16 protein-coding genes and 1 riboswitch are annotated in these 18,954 nt (G+C 53.1%); of the genes, 9 read left to right on the top strand and 7 right to left on the bottom strand.

Features of this window, described 5'->3' with window-relative positions:
- The first annotated feature begins 13 nt into the window (after positions 1 to 13).
- The 4 genes from M493_RS03295 to M493_RS03310 all read left to right on the top strand — a co-directional run bounded on the left by M493_RS03295 (position 14) and on the right by M493_RS03310 (position 4,786).
- Entirely contained in the window at positions 14 to 1,294 is a 1,281-nt protein-coding gene (locus M493_RS03295; protein ID WP_020958852.1) for a carbohydrate ABC transporter permease, read from the top strand.
- Positions 1,294 to 2,136 carry a sugar ABC transporter permease gene (locus tag M493_RS03300; protein WP_020958853.1) on the top strand — a complete coding sequence of 281 codons (843 nt, stop codon included), beginning with the start codon at positions 1,294 to 1,296 and terminating at the stop codon, positions 2,134 to 2,136. Before M493_RS03295 ends, M493_RS03300 begins: the two co-directional genes overlap by 1 nt.
- A gap of 70 nt (positions 2,137 to 2,206) precedes the next feature.
- On the top strand, positions 2,207 to 3,742 hold the full coding sequence (locus tag M493_RS03305) for an alpha-amylase family glycosyl hydrolase (protein WP_020958854.1): 1,536 nt from the start codon (positions 2,207 to 2,209) through the stop codon (positions 3,740 to 3,742).
- A gap of 18 nt (positions 3,743 to 3,760) precedes the next feature.
- Positions 3,761 to 4,786 carry a LacI family DNA-binding transcriptional regulator gene (locus tag M493_RS03310; RefSeq protein ID WP_020958855.1) on the top strand — a complete coding sequence of 342 codons (1,026 nt, stop codon included), beginning with the start codon at positions 3,761 to 3,763 and terminating at the stop codon, positions 4,784 to 4,786.
- Between the two features lie 238 nt (positions 4,787 to 5,024).
- Here the strand turns inward: M493_RS03310 and M493_RS03315 are convergent, their stop codons facing one another.
- The 5 genes from M493_RS03315 to M493_RS03335 all read right to left on the bottom strand — a co-directional run bounded on the left by M493_RS03315 (position 5,025) and on the right by M493_RS03335 (position 12,356).
- Positions 5,025 to 5,888, bottom strand: a complete 864-nt coding sequence (locus tag M493_RS03315; RefSeq protein WP_020958856.1) for an SDR family oxidoreductase — start codon at positions 5,886 to 5,888, stop codon at positions 5,025 to 5,027.
- Between the two features lie 102 nt (positions 5,889 to 5,990).
- Entirely contained in the window at positions 5,991 to 6,383 is a 393-nt protein-coding gene (locus M493_RS03320) for a type II toxin-antitoxin system death-on-curing family toxin (RefSeq protein ID WP_020958857.1), read from the bottom strand.
- 12 nt (positions 6,384 to 6,395) lie between these two features.
- Positions 6,396 to 6,668, bottom strand: a complete 273-nt coding sequence (locus M493_RS03325) for an AbrB/MazE/SpoVT family DNA-binding domain-containing protein (RefSeq protein ID WP_020958858.1) — start codon at positions 6,666 to 6,668, stop codon at positions 6,396 to 6,398.
- 437 nt (positions 6,669 to 7,105) lie between these two features.
- A complete protein-coding gene (gene metH, locus M493_RS03330; RefSeq protein ID WP_020958859.1) occupies positions 7,106 to 10,516 on the bottom strand; it encodes a methionine synthase in 3,411 nt (1,136 codons plus the stop codon).
- Positions 10,509 to 12,356, bottom strand: coding sequence for a bifunctional homocysteine S-methyltransferase/methylenetetrahydrofolate reductase (locus M493_RS03335; RefSeq protein WP_020958860.1), 1,848 nt, complete (start codon positions 12,354 to 12,356; stop codon positions 10,509 to 10,511). Before M493_RS03335 ends, metH begins: the two co-directional genes overlap by 8 nt.
- A gap of 71 nt (positions 12,357 to 12,427) precedes the next feature.
- Positions 12,428 to 12,530: riboswitch (SAM riboswitch) on the bottom strand.
- 161 nt (positions 12,531 to 12,691) lie between these two features.
- On the opposite strand from M493_RS03335, the gene M493_RS03340 reads away from it, so the two are divergent.
- On the top strand, positions 12,692 to 13,012 hold the full coding sequence (locus tag M493_RS03340) for a hypothetical protein (protein ID WP_023817497.1): 321 nt from the start codon (positions 12,692 to 12,694) through the stop codon (positions 13,010 to 13,012).
- Between the two features lie 116 nt (positions 13,013 to 13,128).
- Here the strand turns inward: M493_RS03340 and M493_RS03345 are convergent, their stop codons facing one another.
- Positions 13,129 to 13,644, bottom strand: coding sequence for a DUF1572 domain-containing protein (locus M493_RS03345; RefSeq protein WP_020958862.1), 516 nt, complete (start codon positions 13,642 to 13,644; stop codon positions 13,129 to 13,131).
- Between the two features lie 113 nt (positions 13,645 to 13,757).
- Here M493_RS03345 and M493_RS03350 point away from each other — a divergent pair, with 113 nt between their 5' ends.
- On the top strand, positions 13,758 to 15,254 hold the full coding sequence (locus M493_RS03350) for an L-lactate permease (protein WP_020958863.1): 1,497 nt from the start codon (positions 13,758 to 13,760) through the stop codon (positions 15,252 to 15,254).
- Between the two features lie 65 nt (positions 15,255 to 15,319).
- On the opposite strand, the gene M493_RS03355 is transcribed toward M493_RS03350, so the two are convergent.
- Positions 15,320 to 16,699, bottom strand: a complete 1,380-nt coding sequence (locus M493_RS03355) for a PLP-dependent aminotransferase family protein (RefSeq protein ID WP_020958864.1) — start codon at positions 16,697 to 16,699, stop codon at positions 15,320 to 15,322.
- Between the two features lie 121 nt (positions 16,700 to 16,820).
- Between M493_RS03355 and M493_RS03360 the strand changes: the two genes are divergently transcribed.
- From M493_RS03360 to M493_RS03370, 3 genes are read left to right on the top strand one after another with little or no spacing between them, the layout of a single operon-like run.
- Positions 16,821 to 17,429, top strand: coding sequence for an FMN-binding negative transcriptional regulator (locus M493_RS03360; protein ID WP_020958865.1), 609 nt, complete (start codon positions 16,821 to 16,823; stop codon positions 17,427 to 17,429).
- A gap of 28 nt (positions 17,430 to 17,457) precedes the next feature.
- The gene (locus tag M493_RS03365) at positions 17,458 to 18,099 is read left to right on the top strand and encodes a LysE family translocator (RefSeq protein ID WP_020958866.1); all 642 of its coding nucleotides are present in this window, start codon (positions 17,458 to 17,460) and stop codon (positions 18,097 to 18,099) included.
- A 19-nt stretch (positions 18,100 to 18,118) separates the two neighbouring features.
- Positions 18,119 to 18,829: a B3/4 domain-containing protein gene (locus tag M493_RS03370; protein ID WP_020958867.1), complete on the top strand. Its 711-nt coding sequence runs from the start codon at positions 18,119 to 18,121 to the stop codon at positions 18,827 to 18,829.
- Positions 18,830 to 18,954: the final 125 nt, after the last annotated feature.

An 18,954-nucleotide genomic window follows, 5' to 3' on the forward strand; every position in this document is an offset into this window, starting at 1 on the left:
AGGGGGGATTGGAATGCCGGAAGCAAACGTCCGCCATCGGCCGGCGGTGGCGATGGCGCTGTCTTTGTTGTTTGCCGGCCTTGGGCAGTTGTACAACCGCCGGTATGTCAAAGGCATCTTGTTCATCATCATTGAAGCTTCGTTTTTGCTGACGTTTTACAACTTTTTAAACATCGGGCTTTGGGGGCTTGTGACGCTCGGTGAAATCCCGATGCTTGACCATTCGATTTTTCTGTTGATTCAAGGGTTGGTTTCGGTCATCATCATCGCGTTTGCCGCCGCGCTGCATATCGCCAACGTCATTGATGCGCGCAACGACGCCCGCCGCCGGCAAAGGGGCGAGCCGTTTCCGTCGCTGTTGGAATCGTGCCGCAACGCCTGGGATAAAGGATTTCCGTACATCTTTGTCACGCCAGGGCTTTTGATGCTTCTGTTTATCGTTGTGCTGCCGCTGTTGTTTATGGTGTCGCTTGCGTTCACCGACTACAACTTATACAACTCGCCGCCGCGCCATTTATTGAACTGGGTTGGCTTTGAAAACTTTCAAAACTTAGTGTCGATCCCGATTTGGAAAAGCACGTTTTTCAGCGTTCTCGCCTGGACGATTGTCTGGACCGTGGTGGCGACGACGGCGCAAATCGCCCTTGGGCTGTTGTTGGCGCTGCTTGTCAACGACCCGCGCATCAAGTTTAAGCGGTTCATCCGCACGGTGCTCATTTTGCCGTGGGCCGTACCGGCGTTCGTCACAATTTTAGTGTTTGCGGCGATGTTTAACGACAAATTTGGGGCGATCAACCGTGAAGTGCTGAGCATGTTTGGATTGTCGATTCCATGGATGACCGATCCGTTTTGGGCGAAAGTTGCGCTCATTTTGATTCAGACATGGCTTGGCTTTCCGTTTGTGTTTGCGTTGTTTACCGGCGTCTTGCAAAGCATTTCCCGCGACTGGTACGAGGCGGCCGACATCGACGGGGCGACGCGCTGGCAAAAGTTCACATCGATCACCTTGCCGCACGTCCTGTATGCCACCGCGCCGCTGTTGATTATGCAATATGCCGGCAACTTCAACAACTTTAACATCATCTATTTGTTCAACGACGGGGGACCTGCCGTGCGCGGGCAAAACGCGGGTGGAACGGACATCTTGATCTCGTGGGTGTACGATTTGACGTTTACGACGAACAACTACAATATGGCGGCAGCGATCTCGCTCATCATCGGCTTGATCGTCAGCGGGTTTGCCATCTATCAGTTCCGGCGCACCCGTTCCTTTAAAGAGGAGGGGAACATATAATGAGCCGCAAATGGAAATCGCATATCGAAGTGACGCTGATTTATCTATTTATTGCGTTCATGTTTGTGGTCATCGCCTATCCGCTCCTTTGGACCATCAGCATGTCTCTCAATCCCGGTACGAGCTTGTACTCGGCGTCGCTCATTCCGGAGAAGTGGACGCTTGACCATTACAAATGGTTGTTCACAAGCCCGCAGAGCGACTATTTGCTTTGGTATAAAAACAGTTTGTTTGTCGCGGCAGTGAATGCCGTGCTGTCGGTCTTTTTCACCGCGCTCATCGCCTATGCGTTTTCGCGCTACAAATTTGTCGGCCGAAAAACGGGTCTGTATTTGTTTTTAGTCTTGCAAATGTTTCCATCCCTTATGGCGATGGTGGCGCTTTATATTTTGCTTAACATGCTCCATTTGCTCGATTCGCTGTGGGGGCTCATTCTCATTTACGTCGGCGGGCAAATTCCGTTTAACGCATGGCTAGTCAAAGGGTACTTTGATACGATTCCGCGCGAGCTTGATGAGGCGGCGCGCATCGACGGAGCCGGGCATTTCGGCGTCTTTTTCCGCATTATGCTGCCCTTGGCCAAGCCGATTTTGGCCGTTGTCGCGTTGTTCAACTTTATGGCGCCGTTCACCGATTTTTTGCTGCCGTCGATCGTGTTGCGCGACCCGGACAAGTTTACGCTGGCGGTCGGGCTGTTTAACTTCATCAGCGACCGGTTTGCGAACAACTTCACCCGCTTTGCCGCCGGCTCGATTTTGATTGCCGCGCCGATCGCCGTCGTCTTTTTGTTCTTGCAGCGCTATTTGATTTCCGGCTTAACTGCCGGTGGCACAAAAGGGTAAGAACCGCTATCATAAATAGTGGGCTTACCCGTTTCCACAGGACAAACAGACGGCAAAGGAGGGGAAGGAAATGGGGAACCGGCTTTGTGCGCTGCTCATCCTTCCGTTCCTTCTTTTTTATGCCTGGCCGGTGCAGGCGGCGGAGAAAGAAGAACGGACGTGGCAAGATGAAGCGATTTACTTCATTATGGTCGACCGGTTTAACAATATGGACCCGACGAACGACGAAGATGTGAATGTGAACGATCCGAAAGGGTATTTCGGCGGCGATTTGAAAGGAGTGACCGCGAAGCTCGATTACATCAAGGAGATGGGATTTACCGCCATTTGGCTGACGCCGATTTTTGAAAACATGCCGGGCGGGTATCACGGCTATTGGATCAAAGATTTTTATCGCGTCGATCCGCATTTCGGCACGCTTGACGACTTGAAAACATTGGTGAAAGAAGCGCATAAGCGCGACATGAAAGTCATTTTGGACTTTGTCGCCAATCACGTCGGTTACAATCATCCGTGGCTTCATGACCCGGCGAAAAAAGATTGGTTCCATCCGAAAAAAGAGATTTTCGATTGGAGCAATCAACGTCAGCTCGAAAATGGCTGGGTGTATGGGCTGCCGGATTTGGCGCAGGAAAATCCGGAGGTCAAAAAATATTTAATCGATGCGGCCAAATGGTGGATCAAAGAAGCGGACATTGACGGCTATCGCCTCGATACGGTGCGCCATGTGCCAAAATCATTTTGGCAAGAGTTCGCCAAAGAAGTGAAATCGGTGAAAAAAGACTTTTTCCTTCTTGGTGAAGTATGGAGCGACGACCCGCGCGATCTTGCCGAGTACGGCAAATACGGGATCGACGGTTTCGTCGATTACCCGCTGTATGGCGCGGTGAAGCAGTCGCTTGCGAAACGCGATGCGTCGCTGCGCCCGCTGTATGACGTCTGGGAATACAACAAAACGTTTTACGACCGCCCGTATTTGCTTGGAACGTTTTTGGATAACCATGACAACGTCCGCTTTACGAAACTCGCCATTGACAACCGCAACAATCCGGTTTCGCGCATTAAAGTGGCGATGACATATTTGTTCACCGCCCCGGGCATCCCGATCATGTACTACGGGACGGAAATCGCCATGAACGGCGGCGAAGATCCGGACAACCGCCGTCTGATGGATTTCCGCGCCGATCCGGAAATCATCGATTACTTGAAAAAAATCGGCCCGCTTCGCCAACAGCTGCCATCATTGCGGCGCGGCGATTTTACGCTCTTGTATGAAAAAGACGGCATGGCGGTGTGGAAACGGCAATACGAAGATGAAACAACGGTCATCGCCATAAACAACACGGGTGAAACGCAGCACGTCCACCTCACCAATGACCAGCTGCCGCAAAACAAAGAGCTGCGCGGCTTTTTACTGGACGATCTTGTCCGCGGCGATGATGACGGCTACGACATTATATTGGACCGCGAAACGGCGGAGGTGTACAAACTGCGGGAAAAAACGGGGCTCAACATCCCGTTTATCGCCGCGATCGTCATTGTTTACGCGCTCTTTCTTCTGTTTTTATACATGGTGAAAAAACGGGCGAAACGGATGCCAGAATAGATGGAAAGGAGGGGGCATATGACCGTTACGATTAAAGATGTGGCGAAAAGGGCGAATGTCGCACCGTCGACCGTCTCGCGCGTCATCGCCGACAGCCCGCGCATCAGCGAGAAAACGAAACAGCGGGTGCGCGAGGCGATGAAAGAGCTCGGCTACCATCCGAACTTTATCGCCCGCAGCCTTGCGAGCCAGGCGGCGCAAGTGATCGGCATCGTCATGCCAAGCTCGGCCGACCAGGCGCTGCAAAACCCATTTTTCCCAGCGGTCATCCGCGGCATTAGCAAAGCCGCCCATGAAAAGCGGTACGCCTTGCAAATGTCGACCGGGGAAAAAGAAAGTGAGATTTATGAACGGGTCGTGGAGATGCTGCAAGGGCGGCGCGTCGATGGCGTCATTTTGCTTTACTCGCGGCAAAACGATAAGCTCATGAAATACTTGTTAAAGCATGGCTTTCCGTTCGTCGTCATCGGCAAGCCACACCAAAAGGCGGAACAAGTCACCCATGTCGACAACGACAACGTCCAGGCGGGAAAAGATGCGGCTGCCTATTTAATTGCCCGCGGCCATGAACGGATCGCCTTTGTCGGCGGCAACCCGCAATATTTGGTGACCGTCGACCGGCAAAACGGCTACGCCGCGGCTCTGCAGGAAGCCGAGCTGCCGTACCGCCCGGAATACGTCGTTCATGAAGAATTTTTGCAAGAAGGCGGCCAAGAGGCGATGAGAGAGCTTCTTTCCTTGCCTGAACCGCCGACCGGCCTTGTCGTCGCCGATGATTTGATGGCGCTTGGGATGCTGAAAACGCTTGATGAAATCGGCCTGCGCGTCCCGGAAGACGTGTCGATCGTCAGCTTCAACAACACGCTGCTCGCCGAAATGTCGCGCCCGCCGCTCACCTCGGTCGACATCGGCATTTTCCAGCTCGGCTACGAAGCGGCGAAAAGTCTAATCGAAAAAATCAATAACCCAAGTGAACCGGTCAAGCGCATCATCATCCCGCACCGGCTCGTTGAGCGGGGGTCGTGTGCGGGGAGAACCGGATAAAAAAACTATCTCGGCTAGGCGCCTAGCCGAATTCTGCCGGTAAATCAAACAAAAACCGTCCGCCCTATGACGGGCGGACGGAGAGAAGAGGGGTACCTTGTAAAGAAGTGGAGAAACATCGTACCTTGATCGTACCGGTTTTTTTACAATGTTTCTACAGTTTTGTGAGGAAAGATAACGCGATTTTGGCAAAAAGAATGAACCGCAACGGCCGCCCGTTTCAGAGCGGCCGTTGCCGTCATCCGCTGACGAACTTTCCTCCGTCGACGTGAAGCATTTGCCCGGTCATGTACGACGATTCGTCGCTGGCCAAAAAGACGTAGCACGGGGCGACCTCGCTCGGCTGGCCGGGCCGTTTCATCGGCGTGTTGGCGCCGAATGTGGCGACTTGCTCGCTTTTGAATGTCGACGGGATGAGCGGCGTCCAAATGGGCCCCGGGGCGACGCCGTTGACGCGAATGCCTTGGCCGACGAGCGCTTTGGCGAGCGAGCGGGTGAACGCGACAATCGCCCCTTTTGTCGCCGAGTAGTCGATCAATTGCTCGTTTCCTTCATAAGCGGTGATCGAGGCGGTGTTAATAATGGCGCTTCCGCTTTTTAAGTGCGGGAGCGCCGCTTTCGTTAAGAAAAAGCAGCCGAACACGTTCGTGCGGAACGTTTTTTCCAGCTGTGCGGCGGTGATGTTGAGAAAGTTCGGCTGCGGGTGCTGTTCGGCGGCGTTGTTGACGACGATGTCAAGCTTGCCGAACGCTTCGATCGTCTGTTTCACCGCTTCTTTGCAAAACGCTTCATCTCCGATGTCCCCCGCAATGGCCAGGCACCGTCTTCCTTCCTGTTCGACGAGCCGTTTCGTTTCCTCAGCGTCTTCATGTTCATTGAGATAAACAATCGCCACATCGGCTCCTTCTTTGGCGAAATGAACGGCGACCGCCCGGCCGATGCCGCTGTCGCCGCCGCTGATGATGGCGACTCTGTTTTCGAGCTTGCCGCTTCCTTGATACGTGTCTTTGATGGTGACCGGCTGCGGGTTCATCTCCGTTTGCAGGCCCGGCTGACGCGTTTGGTGCTGCGGGGGCAAGGTCGTTTGTTGCTTCGTAACCATGTTTGCTCCTCCTTGGCATGTATTGTCATCGTTAGTATGGGACGGAGGAGGGGAAATATGTACAGAGAGGGGATGGGGCATGAACAATGAATGAGTGGTTGGTCATCTTTTTTCCGCCCATCTTTCAATCCACATCGCAATTTCTTCAATTGATGGTTTATCGGTCACGACTTTCACGGTATAGTCCTCTGCCTCTTTTTCTGAAGCGGCAAAGCGATAACCGTTTAACCAAAGGAACTGTTTCATGGCGGCAAATCCTGTTCGTTTATTGGCGTTATGAAACGGATGGTTTTGGCAAAGGCTGGCGTACAACGCTGCCGCTTTCAGCCAAAGAGTTGGATAAGCGTCCTGTCCGAAAGCGCTTTGTTTCGGGCGGTTGACCGCGCTGTTCAACAACTCTGGAGATTTCACCCCTTTTTGTTCCCCTGGAGTGTATTTTTCGATCAACAAGGCATTGAGGAAGATAATTTCTTTTTCCGTCAAGAAACGAGTCATATTCGTTTTCGCCTACTTTTTCGCCAAATTTCGGAGTGTGTTGTCATAATTCTCAAATAAGTCTTTGAGACCATCCACAAAATCTTGGCCAAAATCATCTAAGATGCTGTAGTCAATAGGGGCGTGTTTGCTTATAATCACTTTTCCATCCGCTTCGAGACGGAATTGAATTTCATCTCCTTGTTTAACTTTCAAATGGTCCAATACTTCCTGCGGAAGGGTGATCCCTAGACTGTTCCCCACTTTCGTTATTTTTCGTTCCATCGCTTTCACCACCGTACTCATATCGATTCTCCTTCTATACTATTTTATTCATAGTTATAACAAGTTATAACTATTATAACAAAAAAGATTTTGGCGTCCAATGCCAGAAGATCCGTTTGTCGTAAAAATTCGCCGCTTTTTTTTCAAGTAATCGGCAAGGCAAAGATACGGCGCCCGCCGCCGCGTCGATTTTGCTGATGCGTATCTTTCGGCACTGGCGCAGCACACTTCATCCATCCAAGGGATCATCACCTGGAACGAAAAAGATTTTCGTCGGCTTGGCGGGGAATGCTATATGCCTGAATCCATCATTTGAATCAATGATGGCTCACACGTGAACAAACGTCGCGATTTTCCCAAGAGCGCCAATCCCCCGTCTTTTTTGCTGCAAAACGGGAAACGCCAAGGTGCGTAAAAAAGCAAACGAGCTGGCTCGCATAGTCCAGCTCGTTTCCTGCTTATAACACATTGAAATACCGCGCTTCCGGATGGGCGAAGACGATCGCCGAAACCGATGCTTCGGGCTCCATCATATAGCCGTCGGTGAGGCGGATGCCGATGTCTTCCGGATGAAGGAGACGGAACAGTTTCTCCTGGTCTTCCAAGTTCGGACAGGCCGGGTAGCCGAACGAGTAGCGCTGGCCTTGGTATTTGGCGGCAAAGCGCTCTTCCATCGTGAAATCCGGATCGTCCGGGAAGCCCCAGCGGTCGCGCATAATTTGGTGGATGCGCTCGGCGAATCCTTCGGCAATCTCGAGCGCCAGCGCCTGGATGGCGTGGCTTTTCAAAAATTCGCCTTCGTCTTTCCAACGTTGGGCGAGTTCGCGAATGCCGTATCCGGCCGTGACGGCGAACAAGCCGACGTAATCCATTTCGCCGCTTTCTTTCGGTTTCAAGTAATCGGCAAGGCAAAGGTGCGGCGCTCGCGGCTGACGCGGAAAGTCGAACACTTCAAGCACTGTTTGGCCATCGGCTGGGTCGTAAATGTAGACGCGGTTGCCGTCGCTTTGCGCCGGGAAGAAGCGATAGGCGCCGGCAGGCTGAATCCAGCCGCGTTCTTTCGCTTCGGCGATGAGTTCGTCGACGACCGCTTTTAACGCCAGCGCTTTTTCGTCCTTCTCTTCAAGCAGCCGTTTCACTTTTCCTTTCAAGCCGAGATGATGGCCGAGCACCATTTGCCAGTTGACGTACGGCAGCACGTGGTCAAGCGGCACATGTCGCAATACGTGGCGGTCGAGGTCGGCCGGGACGTAGACGGGAACGTCGGTCGAAACGTTCGATTTGACTGCGGTGGCGACCACCGTTGACCGCGTTGGCTCGCTTTCGGCTGCTTCTTTTTTTGTATACTCGATCTCGCCTTGCTGGAGCTGGTTGGCGAGCGCGAGCCCGTCCATGGCGTCTTTCGCGTACAAGACGATGCCGTCATATTCGGGCGCAATTTTATTTTCGGTAAACTTGCGCGTTAAGGCGGCGCCGCCGACTAAAATCGGGGTTGAGATGCCCGCTTGCCGCAAATCTTGGGCGGTGACGACCATCTGTTGGGCCGATTTGACAAGCAGCCCTGACAGGCCGATGATATCCGGCCGATGTTCGCGCGCCGCTTCGATCAGTTGCTGCGGGGCGACTTTAATGCCGAGGTCGACGACTTCATAGCCGTTGTTGCTTAAAATGATATCAACCAAGTTTTTGCCGATGTCATGGACATCACCTTTGACGGTGGCAAGAATGACTTTTCCTTTGGTGCTGCCTTCTTTCTTTTCCATATACGGTTCTAAGAAGGCGACGGCCGCTTTCATCACTTCCGCGCTTTGCAACACTTCGGCGACGATGAGCTGGTTGTTGTTGAACAGCCGCCCGACTTCATCCATGCCGGCCATGAGCGGACCGTTGATGATCGACAGCGGGTCGGAGTACGTTTCAAGCGCTTTTTCCAAATCGGGAATGAGCCCGTCTTTTGACCCTTCAATGACGTAGCGGGCGAGCCGCTCCTCAAGGCTCAAATTTGTCTGCGCCGGTTTGGCGGCGGTGATTTTGCTTCGGTAAAATTCGATAAAGGCGTTTAACGTTTCATCGTTTGTATCAAACAGCAGAGCTTCGGCCATCCGAACTTCATCTTCCGGAATCGAGGCAAAGCGCTCGAGCTTCTCGGTGTTGACGATGGCATAATCGAGCCCGGCCTGCGTGCAATGGTACAAAAAGACCGAGTTGAGCACTTCGCGACCGGCCGGCGGCAAGCCGAATGAGACGTTGCTGATGCCAAGAATCGTCAAGCACTCCGGCAGCCGCTCCTTAATGAGGCGGATGCCTTCGATCGTTGCTTTCGCCGCGCCGATGTACTGCTCATCGCCGGTGCCGACCGGGAAGACGAGCGGGTCGAAAATGATGTCGCGCGCCGGCACGCCGTAGCGGTTGACGAGCAAGTCATACGAACGCAAGGCGATTTCCAATTTCCGTTCGGCCGTAACCGCCATTCCTTGCTCATCGATCGTGCCGACGACAACGGCGGCGCCATATTGATGCAGAAGAGGAACGACTTTCGCAAACCGCTCTTCGCCATCTTCGAGGTTGATCGAGTTGATGATCGCCTTCCCTTGCGAATACGTAAGGGCGCGTTCGATGACGCGTTCGTCGGTCGAATCGATGACAAGCGGCACTTTCACTTTTTTGACCACTTCGCGGACGAACTGTTCCATGTCGTGCAGTTCGTCGCGGTCCGGGTCGGCCAAGCAAATGTCGATGACATGGGCGCCGTTTTTCACTTGGGCGCGGGCGATTTCCGCCGCTTCCTCGTACTTGCCTTCACTAATCAGGCGCTTGAACTTGCGTGAGCCGATGACGTTTGTCCGTTCGCCGACAAAGAGCGGGCGCATCGTTTCCTCATAGATGAGCGCCTCGATGCCGGAGACGGCGTGCACATCGAAGGAGGACGGGATCGCCCGCGGCGGGATGCCGCGAACCGCTTCGGCGATGGCGCGGATATGGTCGGGCGTCGTGCCGCAGCATCCGCCGACAATGTTGATCCATCCTTTCTCGGCAAAGCGGCGAATTTTCTCCGCTAACATCTCCGGCGTTTCATGGTAATGCCCTTCCTCATCGGGCAGCCCGGCGTTCGGATAGCAGCTGACGGCTGTATCGGCAAGGGAAGCGAGCGTGCGCAAATGGTCGGTCATAAACTCGGGACCTGTCGCGCAGTTTAAACCGACGGCGATCGGCTTCATATGGCGCACCGAGATGAGAAACGCGTCGATCGCCTGGCCGGCGAGCGTCGTGCCCATCGGTTCGATCGTGCCGGAAATCATGAGCGGCACGCGACGGCCGACCGCTTCAAACGCCTTGGAAATGCCGAGGAAGCCCGCTTTCACGTTCAACGTATCTTGGCACGTCTCAAGCAACAGGAGATCGACGCCGCCCAAAAGCAATCCGCGCGCCTGTTCTTCGTAGGAGGCGACGAGTTCCTCAAACGTTGCGCCGCCTGTCACCGACAACGTTTTCGTCGTAGGGCCCATCGAGCCGGCGACAAAGCGCGGCCAATCGGGGGTCGAGAACGATTCGGCCGCTTGTTTCGCGAGTTTGGCCGCCTCGATGTTGAGTTTCAACGCCAAATGTCCAAGGTCGTATTCATCGAGCACAATGCGTGTCGCCCCAAACGTGTTTGTTTCAATGATATCGGCGCCCGCTTCCAAATACGCTTCGTGAATGCGGCGGATGACGTGGGGGGCGGTGAGTGTCAAATATTCGTTGCACCCTTCATACGCCTCGCCGCCAAAATCAGCGGCCGATAGGTTGGCGCTTTGGATCATTGTCCCCATCGCGCCGTCAATAACGAGAATGTTTCGTTGCAGCTGCTGTTCTAAGGTGATGTTAGCCATGAACAACCTTCCTTTCTTTAGTCGCTGCTTCTTTTTCATGAATGTAGCGGACGAGCTCGACTGTCATGTCATAGCGTAAAAACGGTGTGATCAAGTAAATGCCGTTGAACAAATCAAAGGCAGCGTCAATGAGCGATTTGGCGATGGCGATCCCTTCGCGTGCCGCCTGCACCGGGTCGTCGCCGCAAGCAGCCATGCGGGCGCGAATCTCATCCGATAGGGTGATGCCTGGCACTTCGTGATGCAAAAATTCAGCATTCCGCGTGCCCGTAAGCGGCATAATGCCGACGTAAATCGGAGCGTCAAGATGTTTCGTCGCTTCGTACATCTGCACAATTTTTTCTTCCGAGTAAATCGGTTGGGTCAAGAAATAGTGGGCGCCGCATTGGATTTTTTTCTCCATCCGCACAACTGCTTTATCCAAATGGCGGACGTTCGGATTGAAGGCCGCACCGATCGAGAAATTCGTTTTTTGTCCGAGCGATTTGCCCGAATATGACAGTCCTTCGTTAAACTGGCTGATCAAGCGGATAAGATCGAACGATGATAAGTCGTACACGGACGTTGCCCCTGGGAAATCACCAATTTTCGAAGGGTCGCCGGTAATAGCGAGCACATCGGTGATGCCGAGCGTATGCAAGCCCATTAAGTGCGACTGCAAGCCGATCAAGTTGCGATCGCGGCACGTAATATGCACGAGCGGGCGAACACCGAGCCGTTCTTTCACGATCGAGCCGACCGCAACATTGCTGATGCGCGGTGTGGCGAGCGAATTGTCGGCCAACGTCAGCGCATCGATGCCGGCGTCATGGAGCGCTTTCGCTCCGGCGAGAAACTTGTCAATGCCGAGTTTTTTCGGCGGGTCGAGTTCAACGATGACCGATCGGCGCGCGCGGGCAAGCTCGGGAAGCGGAGTCGGGGTGGGGCGATCCGCTTGCACCGATACGGGCACCGCGCGCCGTTTCACCGTTTTTTCCGTCACCGGCGTCCGGTCGGTGAGCGCTTTTGCCATCGCTTCAATATGTTTCGGCGTCGTGCCGCAGCACCCGCCGATCAAGCGCACCCCCTGGTTGCGGAACGCTTTGGCCGTCTCCTCGAAATATTCGGCGTTCGTCTCATACACGAGCCGGCCGTCGCGGTAGTCCGGGAGGCTCGCGTTCGGGTACGCCGATAAAAACGCCTGCTTTGGCAGCGGCACTTCTTCAAGCGACCGAAGCATATGGTACGGCCCGAGTCGACAGTTGAGCCCGACGACATCGGCTCCCAGCGCCTCTAAGCGGTTAAGGGCATCGGCGAGCGGCGTGCCGTCTTGCAAGACGCCGACTTCATGAAGCGACACATGGGCGATAATCGGCAAGTCCGTCTCTTTGCGGGCGATGGCCAGCACCGTCTCCAACTCTTCCAAATCGTAATACGTCTCCAACAGCACACCGTCGACCCCTTCGGCGAGCAGCACAAACAGCTGCTCGCGAAACGTCCGTTTCACTTCGTCAAGCGGTACGACACTTTTGTTCAACGTGCGAAGCCCCCCGATCGTTCCGAGCACGTACGCCCGCCCGTTCGCCGCTTGTTTTGCGAGCTTTACAGCGGCGCGGTTCATGGCGGGCACGTCATCTTCAAGGCCGTAGCGCGCAAGTTTCACATAGTTGGCGCCGTATGTGTTCGTCTGGATGACATCGGCGCCTGCCGCGATATACGCTTCATGAATATGGACGATTTCGTCCGGATTCGATAGGTTCAATTCTTCAAAACAACGGTCAACGCCGTGCGAATATAACAGCGTTCCCATCGCCCCGTCGGCGACGAGAATGCGTTGTTTCAACTCATCAAGCAATCCCATGTTCGATTCCCCCGTTTCTTCGTAGTAAAAGAAAAAAGTCTTCTATAAGAAGAAGACTTTTTATTTTCTTCTTCTTATCTTCCAGGCGTCCGCCTGTCTGGATTTAGCACCTTGGCCGCGGGCCAGGTTGCTGAGGGTTCACCGGGCCAGTCCCTCCCCCTCTCTCGATAAGAACGTCCATATGCAGTTGGCGGGTGACATTTTGACTATTACTATATAATTTAATGCATTTTCTGAAATTGTTCAATACGGTAAAGAAGGAAATTTGAAAAGATGGGGAGAAAGGAAGAGAAGGAATCGAAAAAGATAGCTTACTTTTGAAAGGGGATGGAAACATGCCTGCACATTTGCCTATGGAAGAAAATGTGATGGATATGCTCATTGGCGGTTTTTCCTTCGTCATGTTGATCGCCGTTGTGATCGTTGTGCTTCTGTGGCGCAGGAATCGGGAGCAGCGCTTGGCGTTTGTGTGGATATTGGCCCATTTCTTGTTGCTGTCTCTCGCTGTTTCATTTGCGCTGAAGGCGATTTCTGTCGATCTTGCCCATGTGCAGGCATCCGAAGACATCTCCCTTCTTCTCGGCCAGGCGGGGCTGGCGTGGGGAGCGGGGATGGTTTGTTTGCTGGTCGGCATTGTGAAGCTTTCCAGGCGCTGACCGTGATCCGGATCAGCGATAGGATTGGGAAAGAACAACAGGCAACAAAAAAAAGCCATCCGCCTTTATCGGTTGACGGTTCCGATAGGCGGATGACGTTGGCATGATCATTCGAATCAGGAGTTGCCTATGTTGTTTTTTCGATTTCTTGGTATGGTCAGTGTTTTCCAGTTGTTGGCGTTCAGCTGTTTCGCGATATAGACGATTTGCCCGATATGATACGAATAATGGTACATTTGCCGCTCAATGGCTTCGATGACGGAATGGGGTTCGCCGCGGATCGTGACCGTCCGCAACAAATCTGTTTCCTGCAATTCGTTCAGCGTTTGCAAGAAAGCAGACCACCCTTTTTCCCAGCAAGCCATGACTTCTTCGCGCGTATGGAAGTCGTTGATGAATTCATCATCGCGGTTTCGGTCCGGTTTCTCCCCATCCGACGACAAAAAGTCTGTCCAGCGCGACACCATATTTCCGCTCATATGTTTGACAATGATGGCGATGCTGTTGACCTCTTCATGAAAACAATGGAATAGCTGTTCCTCCGAACATTGGTCGATAGCCTGTTCGGCGGTCTTTTTCATGTCGAGAAAGCGTGCGCGCACTGCTCGCAAATATTCTTGGCCGATGTTCATTCATGCACCTCCTTCAAAGAAAGGTCATCTCTTTCTATTCGCCGTCGATGCGGTGATTTCTTTCTATGTGACGGCAAAATAGTGGATAAACAGATTGAGGGGGAGAGAAAAACGTGGGAGATACGATCCGTTGGCTGCTGGCAGCGCTGCCGCTTTTATGGGCATTGGCTGCGATTGGATGGCGAAAGATGCCGGCGATGAAGGCGGCGCTCGGCTGTTATGCGCTGGCGGCAGGGCTCGCCTTGTTTCCATTTCATGCTTCGGCCGGGGAAGTCATGCATTTTACCGTGCACGGCGTGCTGTTGGCGCTAATTGTGGTGTATGTGCTTGTGTTTGGGCTGCTCTTGCACCATGTGCTGGAAGCCGGGGGAGCGATCGACGCGCTTTCTGTTTGGATTTCCCGTGTCGGACGGACGCCGTCGGAGCAAGCGCTGCTGTTGTCGGCGGCGTTAGGCCCATTTTTCGAAGCGGTGAGCGGATTTGGATTGGCGGTTGTCATCGTCGCCCCGTTGTATGCGGCCCTTGGGTTTCCGGCCCGCAAGGCGATGACATTGGCCTTGTTGACCCAGTCCGCCGTGCCGTGGGGAGCGCTCGCCATCGGCACGGTCATCAATGCCGAACTATCAGGCGTTCCGCTTCGCGAGCTTGGCGAATACAGCGCATGGCTTCATGTCCCGCTCTATTTGCTGTACGTCTGTGCGGTTGTGGTCATCAGCGAAGGGTGGCGGGCGGTTCGCCTGCATCTTGATGGCATCTTGATCGTGTTTGTCAGCTTGGCATCGGTCACGTGGGCGGTCAGCGTCTATGTGTCGGTCGAACTGGCCGGGGCGGCGGCCGGCGCGATGGCGGCGCTCGCGCTTGTCGGATACTGGCAGTGCCAAGAGCTTCTTGGCAAACGCGAACCGATCGAGAAGGGAGGACGGCCGCCGCTTGGGAAAGCGTTATGGCCGTATGCTGTGCTGGTTGGCTATATTTTTGCCACCCATTTCTTTCCTGCAATCCGGCATATCGCTACCACGGCCGGCGTTTGGCACTGGCCGGCTTATGGCTTCCGCCTTGAGCTTTTGTACAGTCCCGGATTTGCCTTATGTCTGGCCGCCGTGGCAGCGTTTGGATGGCATCGCCTTCGCTTGGCCGAGGGAGTGGCTTGCCTCCAGAAGACGTTGAACCGAGTGTTTCCAGCTGCCGTGGCGACCATGGGATTTATCGCGATGTCGTCGGTGATGGATGGGGCGGGGATGACGGGCGTGCTGGCATCACAAGCCGCCGCTTGGACCGGATCGGCGTTTCTTGCCGTGTCGCCGCTCGTCGGTGCGCTTGCCGGTTGGATGAGCGGAAGCAACAGCGCGGCGAACGCCATGTTTTCCCCGTTTCAGCGGGCGATGGCCGATCAATTGCACGAACCCGCCATTTGGTACGCCGCGGCGCAAAACGTCGCCGCATCGAACATGACAATGGCCTCACCGGCGCGGCTCGCCTTAGTTGCGGCCACCATCGGCCGCCCCGGAGAGGAAGGGGAGGCGATGCGTCTTGTGGGGCCGATTGTCGGAGCGGCGCTGGTGATCGTGGTGTTTGGTGTGCTGGTCGGAAGGGCGGCGGTTAGCATCTAATGCCAACCGCCTTTTTAGTGAGGTAATTTCTTGAAAAAGGAAAATTGATTTTCGCGCAGGCATCGTCAACACCATGCTTTTTGGAGCAGCGTCACCCCAAGTTCAATATCTTCGAGCGATAAGCCGCTAAAACCAAGCTTGATCATGGGTCGGTCAGGCTGTTGGTTCACAAAATAGCGCGAGGTGGGGTACACGTTCACTCCATACGATCGGGCGCGTTGAAGTAGTTGTTCTTCTGAACAGTCACAATGGACTTTGATTAGCACGTATAAACCGGATTGTTCGCCAATAATGGAGATCATATCCCCGAATGACGTTCGCAGCCTCGCTGTTAAATGCTCCATTTTTCGTCTGTACACTAGGCGCATGCGTTTAATATGGCGAACCCATTCCCCCTCTTCCATAAATTTAGCCATTGCCAGTTGGCTGAGGATGGACGTGGTGCTTTCAAAAAGGCGAAAGCATTGTTGGTAACGGTCCAAAAGCGACGGCGGCAACACCATGTAACTTAAGCGAATTCCGGGAAGAAACGATTTTGAAAAATTGCCGAGGTAAATGACTCTTGACGAATCAATGGAGGCAAGAGCGGGAAACGGTTTTTGCGTGTAACGGAATTCGCTGTCGTAATCGTCCTCGATAATATAACCATTGACGTTGTTCACCCATTGGATAAGTCTGTGCCGCTGCTGGATTGGCATGCTGACTCCCATCGGGCTTTGATGCGAAGGGGTGACATAGATGAGCCGTGATTGCCTCGTTTCGAGGGGAGAGAGATCGAAACCTGTTTCAGAAACGGTGATCGTTTCCAGTTGAAAATCATGAAACAAAAATGCTTCTCTAGCACCGTCATAGCCCGGGTCTTCGACGATGATGCTGTTGAACTCGTCTTTTAAAATATGACCAAGTAAGAGAAGCATTTGCTGTGTGCTGCTTCCGATGACGATGGCGTTTGGCTCTACGTCCACTCCGCGGGATTCAAGAAGGTAGATGGCGATTTGTTGGCGTAAGCATAATTCCCCAAATGGATCCCCATAGCGAAAGCAATCTTTGGCTGTGAATACTTGATTGGAGATTCTTCTCCATGCCTGAATGGGAAAATGATCGGCATCAACGGCATCGGCGCGAAAATCGACCACAACAGGTGTTGCTCTTTCTCTTGCCGGTGGGCGCGCCGAAATGCGGGTTTTTGGAATGAAAAGAGGTTCCACTTCATTGGCAAAATACCCTTTTCGTTTTTCCGCGCGAATATATCCTTCCGCTGCTAGCTGTTCGTAGGCCATTAAAGTCGTGTTTCGGCTGACATTCAATGATTCGGCGAGTTGGCGAATCGAAGGCAGTGGCTCATTTGCTTGAATGTCGCCTCGTTCAATCAATGATTTCAATTTTTCATAGATTTGTTTGTATTTAGGTGAGTGGTCGTTCAAGGCAAAAATGATCGTCTTCATGTTCATCTCTCCTGACATGCTTATTTTTTTATTACTGTCACTTTTTTTATGTCAGTTTTCATTATATGATGCCATCGTAAAGGATGAAAGGTTGGAATGAAAAAAAGAGGGGAGAGGACCGATGTATATTCCGAAACATTTTGCCATCAATGATCCGGATGTCGCCTATCAGGTGATCGAGGAGAACAGCTTTGCCACCTTGGTATCGATGCATCAAGAGGAACTGTTTGCCACCCATTTGCCTCTATTGCTTGATCGGGAGAAAACGTGTTTGTACGGCCATTTTGCCCGTTCGAATCCGCAATGGAGCGACATTCAACATCAGGCGGTCTTGGCGATATTCCACGGTCCACATTGTTACATTTCTCCTTCCTGGTATGAAACGAACCAGGCGGTGCCGACATGGAATTATGTGGCCGTCCATGTGTACGGAAACGTGGAGTTGATCGACGATGAAGAGGAAATCATGCAGTCGCTGCACGATATGGTAAAAAAATACGAAGCGCCGGGAAGTCTTTACCAGCTGTCGAGGGTCGATTCTGGGATGCTGTCCGGTATGAGCAAAGGAATTCAAGCTTTCAAAATCATCATCAAGCGAACCGAAGGAAAAGCCAAGTTGAGCCAAAACCATCCTGCACACCGACAAGAACGGATCATCAAGCAGCTTGAGCAAATGCCGTTTGAAAACGAAAAGCGAATCGCTTCTTTGATGAAAAAGCAGCGGCAGTGAAATCAGAAAAGAGAGGAGTGAGATGGGGATGGACCTTTCCACGATCGGCTTGTTTGTCGCGGTAGCCGCAGCGCTGCTCATCGTCCCCGGACCGGCGGTATTGTACATCATGGCTAGGAGCATGAGCCAAGGAACGAAAGCAGGGGTTGTATCGGTGCTCGGTGTAGCTTTGGGAGGCGCTGTCCACGTTGTCCTTGGAGCCGTAGGCGTTTCCGCAATTTTGATGACATCGGCGGCTGCCTTTACAGTGGTCAAATCTTTAGGCGCTGTGTATCTCATCTATTTGGGAGGCAAAACGTTATTTTTCGCTTCTGATAAGGATGAGGGAACATCGGCCATGAAGGTGAAGGAGAAAACATTGGCCAAAGTATTTTATGAATCACTGTTGGTCGAAGTGACCAATCCAAAGACAGCACTCTTTTTTCTCGCCTTTTTTCCGCAGTTTATCTCTCCCTCTGCTGGGTCGGTGGCCGGACAATTTTTGTTTTTAGGGGCGATATTTGTTGTTCTCGCCTTGCTGAATGACAGCTTGTACGCCATGTTGGCCGCAGGCATCCGCAGACGGTTGGCCGCCAAGAAGGAAAGTGTGAAGGTGATGAATCGAGTGGCGGGATGTTGTTATATTTTGTTAGGACTATTCTCTGCCTTAGCGAGCCCTTCGAAACCGTAAGGGAATGGAGGAGTGGATGATGACCCGTTTTATTGTTGAAGACGATATTTGGGCTATATTTCCCAACGTCAAAATCGGTGTGGTCGTTGCCCAAGGGATTGACAACGGTATCAAGAATGCTGGTGTTTACGAACAAATGCTGCGGGAGGCGGAGAAAGAAGCGCGGAAATTCCTCGAGTTTGAGGAGTGGAGCCGCAATCCCGCCACCGCCGTTTGGCGAGAGGCGTTTCGGCGATTCAAAGCGAAAAAAGGGGCGCGCTGTTCAGTGGAATCGCTGCTGAAACGAGTGAAAAACGGCCATCACATTCCAACGATCAACCCGCTTGTGGATATCTATAACTGTATTTCATTGAGCTACGGGCTTCCATGTGGAGGAGAGGATATCGACACATTTGTCGGCGACATCCGGCTGGCGCTGGCGGATGGCCATGAACCATTCATCCCGTTGGGAGGAGAGGAAAACGATCCACCGTATGAAGGGGAAATCGTGTATAAAGATGACATGGGCGTCATATGCCGTTGCTGGAATTGGCGGGAAGCCCAACGGACGATGCTCACCGAACAGACGAAACGCGCCTTTCTCTGCATGGAATCAATAGATGACGCAAGGCATGAAGCGCTTCATCAAGCGTTAGAGGAACTGGCCTATTTAATACAACGCCATCTTGGCGGCACAGTGAAGATGCACCTATTGGATGCCCGTCATTCGGAAATATCGATAATAGATTAAGGATCGCTTCGGCCGCTTTGCTCTGGTTGCTGCTGCATCGGCCGCTTTGCTCTGGTTGCTGCTGCATCGGCCGCCCCGGAGAGGAAGGGGAGGCGATGCGCCTTGTGGGGCCGATTGTCGGAGCG

Source organism: Geobacillus genomosp. 3, from assembly GCF_000445995.2.
Taxonomy (GTDB): domain Bacteria; phylum Bacillota; class Bacilli; order Bacillales; family Anoxybacillaceae; genus Geobacillus.